The 10,957-nt window shown below is 43.3% G+C and carries 3 protein-coding genes; all 3 read left to right on the top strand.

Annotation, left to right across the window (positions count from 1 at the left end; genetic code table 11):
- Positions 1–1,572 (top strand): PKD domain-containing protein (locus tag ASJ81_RS05015; protein WP_141241588.1); only part of this gene is annotated, 1,572 nt, incomplete at its 5' end.
- 1,649 nt (positions 1,573–3,221) lie between these two features.
- Positions 3,222–5,093: an outer membrane protein assembly factor BamB family protein gene (locus ASJ81_RS05005; RefSeq protein WP_095643525.1), complete on the top strand. Its 1,872-nt coding sequence runs from the start codon at positions 3,222–3,224 to the stop codon at positions 5,091–5,093.
- A gap of 218 nt (positions 5,094–5,311) precedes the next feature.
- Positions 5,312–10,957: PKD domain-containing protein (locus tag ASJ81_RS05000; protein ID WP_095643527.1), on the top strand; the 5,646-nt coding region annotated here is incomplete at its 3' end.

Genomic DNA, 10,957 nt, shown 5'->3' with positions numbered 1-10,957 from the left:
ATTACTTATTCCGGAGGCAAGATCTACTTCGGGGAAGCAATGGGCGGGCACAAATACTACTGCTATGACGAAGCCGGCAACGAAGTCTGGAGCCGTACCTCTACCACTCAGACAAGCAGTGAGGGATCCTACTACTGGGCAGGAGCTGCTGTAATCGGTAACAGTCTTGTTTATGGAGACGATGATGGACACCTTGTTTCCGTAAACAAGGACACAGGAGCTAACATCGCCGAAGTAGATGTCTCTAAAGAGTTCGGAGTAACGTGTGGGAAAATCAGGTCCTCGGTACTCTATGTTGAAGAATTAAAAAGGATCTACTTCACCTCCACCGGAGGATACTGTTTTGCACTTGGTTTTAATCCGGCAAACGGAACTTTTAAAACTTCGGACAAACATAGCTTAAAAGTTACCTACTCAACCTCTACTCCTGCCTACTATGAAGGAAGGATCTACATGGGTACAGGTGCTGCAATGGGTGGAGCAGGAAAAGGTCTTTACTGCCTGGATTCTGACTTGTCAGGCGTAATCTGGAATTATCCGACAGGTGTTATAATCCAGTCCTCCCCTGCAATCTCCACATACTATGACGACGGGGATGGGGAAGTATATATTTACTTCACGGAAAACGACAACAAGAAAGGTGGTGTGTACTGTCTCAAGGATCTCCCCGACTCCACGAGCCCTGAACTTGTCTGGAGTTACGTCGAATCAGGCAAGACAGCCTATTCTCTCCAGGGAGTTGCGATTTCTGACGGCTGGGTCTACTTCGGGTCTGACAATAAATACATCTTTGGGTTTACAACTAAAGATTCACAGGCTACCAAGCCTGCCGCTAACTTCAACGGATCTCCGCTTTCCGGGAACACGCCTTTGACAGTCCAGTTTAAAGACAAATCCACAGGTGTTCCTACATCCTGGGTCTGGGACTTTGACAACAATGGACATATAGATAGCACCAAACAGAATCCAACGTATAAGTATTCCAAAGCAGGGATTTATACTGTTAAACTTACAGTAACAAATGCTGCAGGCAGCAACACAGTAACAAAAGCAGATTATATAACCGTGACAGCAAAACCAGTTTCTGCATTTTCTGCATCTACAACCTCAGGAAAAGCTCCATTAAACGTTAAGTTTACTGATAAAAGCACAGGAACACCAACGAAGTGGAAATGGAATTTTGGAGACGGAAAAACTTCAACCCAACAGAATCCAACGCATAAGTATTCCAAAGCAGGAATTTATACTGTTAAACTTACAGTAACAAATGCTGCAGGCAGCAACACAGTAACAAAATCAAATTATATAACCGTGACAGCAAAACCAGTTTCTGCATTTTCTGCATCTCCAACCTCAGGAAAAGTTCCATTAAACGTTAAGTTTACTGACAAAAGCACAGGATCACCAACGAAATGGAAATGGAATTTCGGAGACGGAACAACTTCAACCCAACAGAGTCCAACGCATAAATATTGCAAAGCAGGGAAATATACAGTAACCCTCACAGTAACCAATACGGTAGGCAGTAACACAGTAACAAAAGCAGATTATATAAAAGTGACAACCACTTAAAAACTGAATATATAATCTAAAAACGATTTAAATCCTTAATTGAAAAACGATAAAAGAGATCAAAGTAAATGGGTAGTGGGGGAATTATTTATCAAATCTGACAAAACAACCCTTTTTCCTTATTTGAATAGAGTAAAAAGCCAGCGTTCGTTTTACGGTTTTCAATAGCTTACTACAAAACTTTTGGCTTTATAGAACTCTTATATCCTACATTCGGCAGCAAGCACATCCCAACATTTAAATATTCTTAATTGTTATTTTTTGTAGGTTAAGTTAAAAAACAGCATCTTGCGGATTATCTATCTAGCATGATTTGTCTTTTATCTCATATATTATAAATATATATTAATTATGTTATGGTTAACATTTAGTAATTTTTGATTTAAATTAAATATCAAAAGTTCTAAAAAAAACGATATCAATAGAAAAATTGAATGGATTTTTATGTCGACCTGCCGAAAGCAGGTTATATTGTAGAGTTTCATGAAATGATTTCTATATATTCGGTTAAGTGAGGACTAAGGAATCTATTTTGGAATCGCTGTACTAGAAAACCGGGTCGTGGTTTTGAATCATTGAAAACCGAAATCGAGAGAATCTCTGATTAGATTCATCAAATGCATGGTATGCACTCGGTTTTTCAGAATTGATAATAATTCAGGGACACGACCGAAAACCGATTAAACAAAAAATACGGAATAAGACTTTAAAACATCTTCACTTATAACTGGAAGATCCGGTCATTAGTCAACAAACTAAGAATAATTAGCCATAGATTTTTATTTATGAAAATGTTTAATTAGTAATTAGTTTAATTCTGTATAATTAGTTTAATCAGATATTCTTGATAAAACCTGGAACTTTCAGGAAGAAAAGTTTACCTCAACCCGACAGTTTGCCATTTATACTCAGGTAAGTACAAAATATCTGAACTATAATAATTCCTATGTTAAAATTTATATTAGAAAGTTGATTGCTATACTGCATTCAAAGTTGTATAAAAATTGTTAACTGATTACAAAACAACATCTGCTAGTGAAATTTCCTGCATATATGTTCCAATAATCTCTTAAATATCCGTTTGGTCTGGCACTTCAAAAGGTCCGAAACCTGATCCGGCTGCAGTATGAAACTCGAAATGCAGACGGGTTCTTCCGCTTAGACTAACCGACAACCCCCATGAAAACACAGGAGGTCTTCAAAAAAATAAGAAACTGAAAGCACTTATTTTTCTTTACACAGCTCTAGCCTGAAATTTTTTCCTGAGTACTGGAAAGTCAGGTATAATCTTAAGCAAAAATCTTAAAGTAATATAAAATTTTGCCTGATGAATATTGTTGAATTTTAATTAGAGCCGTGTTTTTCATATTCAGCATTTTTCCGGGTTTTGAAATGCTGTAATTTTTCTGTCCGATCACCGTATTTCCACAGACAAGTACTCCAAATCGGTAGATCCCCAAAATCCATAAGATCCGAACACAGAAAAACAAATCCAGCCGTTCCTGTTTTCTTCAAAAGTCCGAAAAATCTCCAAACCAAAAAATTCTCCCGTCCGATCAAATCCTCTCTTGAACAGCCGGGAGACAGGCATTTCCGCGCAGGCCGGCTGAACCCCAATTAAAATTCCAAAATGTAGGAGAAAAGAAAATATGAATAAATGTACGAAAATATTAATAATGGTTTGTTTAACCTTGCTCCTGGCGGCAGTTGCCCAACCAGCGCTGGGTTCAAACTGGCCAGAGTTCCAGAAAGACAAAATAAACAGCGGAGTTACAAACGACAGTGCTCCGATAACCAGTCCTAACACGACTATATCCTGGACGAATGATACCATTCTTGATCAAAACAGGATGGCCGGAATTGACGTGAGTCCGATTGTGTGTAATGGCTTTGTTTATACGGTTACATCAGAAGGTAAGCTTTTCAAATACTATCTGAATGGAACGCAAGTTACTGACGGTTGGCCAGTTAGCTTTGTCAGCAGCCCTGGCGCTTACGAGTTCCAGCTTGCTACACCGGCGGCATGTCCATGTGGTTATATCTTTGTGTTGGATTCCGGACACCAGGATCGGGCAAATCCTCATGATGACCTCTATGCTATCGATGCAGATACAGGAGTAATTGTTGATAGTGTGAATATAACTGACTATAATTACACTCAGTTTAATACCCCAATTACTTGTACAAACTGCAGCAATGGAAGTAAACACATTCTCTTCGGTTCTATGAACATTACCACAGATTATAATACCTGGGTCACGAGCTTCCTTGATGGAAAGTACTACTGTTACGATGTCACTGACCCCACTAATATGGTAGAGTGTTGGAACCATACGTCTTCAGCAGGGTATTACTGGACAGGTGCAGCGATCATCGGGGATTATGCGGTTTTTGGAAATGAATCCGGTTGGCTTGCTTCGGTAAACAAGTGTACAGGCTCGGTTGTCGATGAAGTCGATGTCTCAGATTTATTCAACGTTGACGCGCAAGCAATCCGATCCTCTGTGAGTTATAACGCGGAGACCGAAAGGGTCTATTTCACCTCCACAGGGGGGTACTGCTATGCACTGGGCTTCGACGATACTAATGGTGAGTTCATCAGAAATGAAAGGTGGAGCACATCCATCCCTACCACTAGTACCTCCACTCCCGCATATTATAACGGCAAGATCTATGTGGGTAACTACAGCTCCGGCGGAGGTAGTCTCACGTGCCTTTACGCGAACGGAACTGTGTTTTGGAGTAATCATGTAGGCGTTGTTCAGAGCTCTCCCGCAATATCAACCTTTTATGGTCCAGACAACGAGTATATCTATGTCACAACAAACAATCTAACCGGTGGCATCTGCTGTGTGGACAGTAGTGGTAATACAGTCTGGAGAGAAGACTCCATCCATGATTCCATCAATCCTTACGGAAGTCTAAGTCTGGCTGGAGCTGCCATCTCAGGTGGCTGGGTTTTCTACGGAAATGACGATGGAGTTATCCACGGCCGTGCCAACTTTACTCGCTATGATTTTAATGGAAGTGCGGATATGTGGGCTTACAAGTACCAGGTATATACCAACCCGCCCAATACTGCTACGGACCCAGAGATAGAGTTCTCGTCTGCCGAATACAATGCCATCAAAACGGATGATAATGTATACGCATCTAACCAAACGACTAGTGACGGTTATTATGCTGCACATCGGTTTGTATTCAAGATTGATGACAATGAGAAGCCATGGATCACTTCTATCAATGTGACATGGAATGGTATAGCAAAGCATGATACTGAAGCAGATGGAGCTTATTTGTACATCTGGAATGGTACAGGATATGAAGAACTGACTAATAACAATGTTAATACAGACGCTACTTTGAATGGTGAAGTAGCATTAAATATCGGCAACTACATTGACGGATCAAATAATGTAACTGTGCTGGTGGTGCAGAAGAGTCCACAAACTTCCGATGAAGAAGGGACACACTACTCACAAATCGAAACCGATTATGTTAAACTTGTGGTAACACCTTAACATAATTTTTGAGGATTAGATAAATTCCTGATTTTAACAAATTGCTATATTTTTTACGTAGTTAGTTAATAATCGGGGTTTTATCAAAATCTTTCTTTTTTAAGTCTTGCGCTATAGCCGGTTAAATATGCGCTTAAAATATGAAAATTCTAGATGCGATACTTCTGGATAAACATCGACTCATTATTGATAACCATCTTAAAAGAGCAGTGAAAAATATGAAAAAAATATGTGCTATTTTTGTTATTGCGCTTCTGAGTGCAATTATTTTGATAACACCCGCATCGGCAAAAACATGGGATGTGCACACAATTACAGAACTACAAAATGCATTAACAAGTGCTGGCGAAGGGGACACTGTCTTTGTGCATAATGGCAACTATACGCTTACAAATGATCTCAGGTTTTCCAAGCCAAATATAACATTTACTGGTGAAAGTGAGGAAGGAGTGATATTACTTGGAAAAAGTGCTTTTATCTCTATAGGTACGGATGGTAGTAATTTGTATCCAGCACCAGGATGTGTTGTTGATAATATGACCTTAATAAATATAGGGCCAGACTCTTCTAACGTACGCGGTGTCTGTATTTATGGCAGTTCCCCTAACTGTACTCTCATAAACATGATATTTCGCAATATCACAACTAGAGCAATTGACAGTGCAACCTCCTGTACTATAAGCAACTGCAGGTTTGAGAGTTGCGGTAAAACTCTAAACGCAGTCTATATTAGTGGTGGAGCTGGCAGCAATGTTGTCAACAACCTATTCGTCGACGAGGCACCTAGCTATAATCCGTTAGGTGTAAGTAAGTCTAAGGATTCTATTATTACTAACAATACTTTTTTAGACTATCATTTTACATCTGGTGCAACCAACAAAATTCTCATTATGTTAACTTCTTCGAGTAATTGCAATATCAGCGGGAACCATTTCGAAAACTTTACAGATTACGGTATACGCGTATCAAGTTCAAGTTCATCGAATCTGATTACTGATAATGATTTCATTTCAGGCGACAACGCAGTATACTACTTAAGTGCAAGTGAAGGGAACCGGTTCTATCAAAACAATTTCGTTAACATTACAAATCCAATTAATGGAGTTGCACCTACTACAATATATTGGAACTCCACCGAACCCATAGAATATACTTACAACAGTAAGACCTACACCGGCTACCTAGGCAACTTTTGGGGTACCGCCTACGATGGAGTTGACGGTGACGGAAATGGAATTGGTGACATCTCCTACTCTGTTCCTTCCAATTTCGGTACTGACTTTGCTCCCCTCATGTCTCCAAAAGAGAACTACGGGACTTCAGAAACACCCGGAACTCCCTCAGCTCTATTTGCAGATTTTTCAGCAACACAAACTTCTGGAATCGCCCCGCTTACGGTTAACTTCATCGACCAGTCTACAGGTTCCCCAACATCCTGGAGATGGGACTTTGGAGACGGTACCAGCTCTACCGGGCAGAACGTCTCGCACACTTACACTTCAGACGGAACCTATACCGTCAATTTAAAAGTTTCCAATTCAGCCGGGAGCAATACTAAAATAAAGACCGGTTATATCACTGTAAACAAAGAGTCCGAGTGGCTTGAATTCCAGAAAGACAGTTCCCACACCGGATACACCTTCGGTTCTGCCCCAATCCAGGATCCTGAACTCCTCTGGCAGAACCTGACTTCTTCGGACCAGGAACCCTGCGGAAGCGGAGGCATCAATGTTCAGCCAGTGATTTCCGGAAACAAGGTATTCGTAACTGCCGGAAATGCCTCGGTCTGGGCCTTTAACAAAGATACAGGAGACCTTTTCTGGTCCAAGGAACTGGGTGGGGATCTGGTACAGACCTCAACTCCTGCTCTGGGAGACGGAAAACTCTTCGTCCCTACTCAGGAAGGAGACCTCTACGCCTTTGACGCAGAAAGCGGAAATGAACTCTGGAATGAACATATAACCAACAGCAGCTTTGAGTCTCCAATTACCTATTCTGACCACAAACTCTACATCGGAGACGGGCTTGCAGGAGGAAACGGAACCAAATACTACTACTGCTACGACGACAACGGCAGCTTCGTCTGGAAGCACGAAAACACAAACAGTGCAGGCTTTATCTGGAGTGGATCCGTAGTTGTCGGAAAATACCTGGTTTACCCGGTTTTCGAAGGTAAATTGGTCTGCCTGGACAAAGATACCGGAGAATTTGTAGATGAGGTTGACTTCAGTAACAGTTCCGATGTTTCCTTTGCAGTTGCTGATCCGGGTATGTTCCGCAGCTCAGTAACTTACGCTAACGAGGCCCTGTACACCTCCTCTGAAAGAGGACAGGAAACCGGTTACTGCTTCAAAGTAGGTTTTGATCCAGGCACAGGCCAGTTCCTGGACAGCGGCTGGGCAGCTTCAATAGGCTTCTCTACCTCAACACCGACCGTCTATGACGGCAGAGTCTATGTAGGACACGGAGAACACGGCGAAACCGGGTCTATGTTCTGTCTGAACGATTCTGACGGATCGGCCATCTGGAACACTCCGGTTAGCGGAGGAGTCAAATCTTCACCTGTCATTTCGGTCAAAAACGACAAACCATACATCTACTTCACCGAATCTAACAATGACGGCTCCATTTACTGTCTGAACCCTGACGGGACCCTTGCCTGGCATTACAACCCGCCTGCAGATGATGCATATACTCTGCAGGGTGCAGCCCTTTCCGAGGACAAGGTCTACTACGGAACCGATAACGGATACTTATACTGCATAGATCAGGGCGAAGCTCTCCCTCCAACAGCTAATTTCACTTTGGACAAACAGACAGGTTCTTTCCCATTGAAGATTTCCTTCAAAGACAGGTCTTTTAACGCCAATAAATTCCTCTGGGACTTCGGGGATGGAAACACTTCAACCGAAATAAACCCGGTCCATACCTATTCTGCTGCAGGCAGTTATAACGTATCTCTTACCGTTCAAAACGAGCATGGGACGGACACGAAAATTGTTAATGAGTACATTTACGCAGTCAGAACCCCGGTTACCTGGCCTGTCAAAAGCGGAGAGTCCATTCAGGCAGCAATTAACGCCGCAACTTCCGGAGACATAATCAAGGTATATCCAGGGGAATATCACGAAGCTTTGACCGTTAACAAGACCCTGACCCTCAAAGGCGTAAGATTCCCTGTCCTGAACGCTTCTGGTTTCACAGGCTCTCCGGGCGTAACAATAAGTGCTGATGATGTTGATTTCAACGGATTTAAGGTTACGGGAACCGAAGAAAAATGCTTTGGAATCAGTGTGTCTGCAAACAATACTTCGATAGAGGATAACCTTATAGACGACTGTGCCGAAGGTGTGGCGTTCACAGGGACCGGAAACACCCTTCTAGGAAACACCATCTCCAACTGCTGGGACTCTGCAGCCGTACTCGATAACACCGGAGGCAACAGGCTCTACCAGAATACTTTTATCAATAACAGCGGGAAGAAGACCGGAGGTTCAAACAATCACATCTCCGGTGGTTCAGGTTCCTTCTTCCAGAGCTCCGAACCCGTAGAATACCTGTGGAACGGACAAAAACTGACCGGATACATGGGCAATTATTATGACGACTACACCGGAAACGACTCAAGCGGAGACGGAATCGGGGATTCGGCTTATGCTGCCGATGAAGGGATAGATCAATATCCTCTGGTGCTACCTTACTCAAATTACATTGAAGGACAGGAAAACAACTCTATCCCTGAAGACTCCTGGTACCAGTTCCATGGAAAAGTAGACCACCTTGGCTATTCCGAAAGCGGTCCCAAGACCAACCGGACTGAATGGGTAAGTAAGGATGTTAATGATGCTATCACCAGTTCCTCGCCAGTAGTTGCCAAAGGTAAAGTCTTTGTGATCTGCGGCGGAGCAGGAATGGAGGAAGAAGAGACGACAGGCATCGTTCAGTTAGTATCCCTGAACGAGTCTACCGGAGACACAGTCTGGCATACCAGTATCCCGAAGACCGTATACGGTTCGTGGGCTTCTCCTGCTTATGACAGCGGCATGGTCTTTACGGCAACAGGCCATGAACTTGGCTGTTATGATGCCGAAACCGGGAAAAAGCTCTGGTCGTTCGAAATGGAAAGTAGTGCAGTTAATAGTGGGCCTGCTATTGCGGATGGTATGGTGGTCTGTAGTGACTGGGATGGGCACCATTATTACTGTCTTGACGAGTACACCGGAGACTTACTCTGGACTTTTGAAGTGGCAGGAGATGCGCAGTCCGTACCTACCTATGCAGACGGGAAATTCTACCTGGCAAGCTGGGACTACGGGACCTCCAGACAGGGCCATGCTTACTGCGTGGACGCAGTAACTGGGGAACAGATCTGGCACATTGATGTCGAACAGAACTTCTGCGGTTCTCCTGCTTACAAAGACGGGGTTCTTTACCTTACAACCTACAACTTCTACGGAGCGGGAGATCTTTTTGCCCTTAAAGCAAGTGACGGCAGCGAAATCTGGCGGCAAACTATCCCAAGGACGGATTCTACTCCTGCTCTTGCCTATGGAAATGTCTACATTTCCGGAGGTTATGGCCAAGGGGCAACCCTCTGTTTCAATGCGACTACAGGCGCCTCTGTCTGGTCAAATCCCCCACACGTCGGAGACTGGCCCTGGTCGGTAGGTGTTGCCGATGGGCTCGCTTACGTGGGAGGTTATGCTATGGATGCCTTTACAGGTGAAATTGTCTGGTCTACTCCTCATGGGGGCTCTACTCCTGCGCTTTCGGATGGTATGCTTTTCAGTATAGGAAGCGACAAGAGGGTCTATGCCTTTAAGGACTCCTTGATTTTCCCGATAGCTAACTTTACGGCAAATGTAACATCCGGTTCAGCGCCAATGACTGTCGAGTTTACAGACGTTTCAACAGGAAACATTACCAGCTGGGCCTGGGACTTTGACAACGATGGTTCAATAGACAGCACTGAACAGAATCCGATCCATACCTATGCTGTTGCAGGAAATTATACTGTCAATCTTAATGTCACTAGTGCCGAAGGCAGTGATGACGAGGTAAAAGTTGAGTACATAGCTGTTAGTGAATCAACTACTGAGCCACCTATTGCGGAATTCACAGCCGAACCGACTTCTGGCGATGCTCCTCTCACTGTTAGATTTACTGACCAGTCCGCAAATACACCTACATCCTGGCTCTGGGACTTTGGAGACAATTCGACTGCTACCGAGCAGAATGTTTCTCACATTTACAATGCAGCCGGTAACTATACCGTTAACTTCACTGTTGCAAATGCAGACGGAAGCGATTCTGAAGTAAAAACTGAGTACATTGTTGTAAGTGAACCACTGCCTGGAGCACCTGTGGCAAACTTCACGGCAACTCCGACTTCTGGTACTGCTCCTCTCACTGTCAACTTTAAGGATCAGTCAACAGGCACCGTATCTTCGTATGCATGGGACTTCAATAACGATGGTAATATAGACAGCACGGAACAGAGTCCTTCGTATACTTATGTTGCAGCCGGTTCTTACACTGTCAACCTTACGGTAAGTGGACCTGGTGGAAGCAATTCTGAGGTAAAAACCGGGTACATTAAAGTCACTGGTTCATCTCCAGGAAAGCCAGTAGCTGCTTTTTCAGCCTCTCCTGCTTCAGGAAAAGCACCATTGACAGTTGCGTTTACTGACAAGAGTAGTAACATACCGACTAAATGGAAATGGAGTTTTGGAGACGGAACATCGTCCACAATCCAGAATCCAAAGCATAAGTATTCCAAAGCAGGAAAGTATACGGTAATACTTACAGTTACCAATGCTAAAGGCAGTAACACGGTAACAGAAACAGACTATATAAAAGTGATA

Source organism: Methanosarcina spelaei, assembly GCF_002287235.1.
In the GTDB taxonomy this organism is placed as follows: domain Archaea; phylum Halobacteriota; class Methanosarcinia; order Methanosarcinales; family Methanosarcinaceae; genus Methanosarcina; species Methanosarcina spelaei.
The sequence above is the reverse complement of the archived record's forward strand: the minus strand, read 5'-3'. Positions and strand labels throughout refer to the sequence as shown.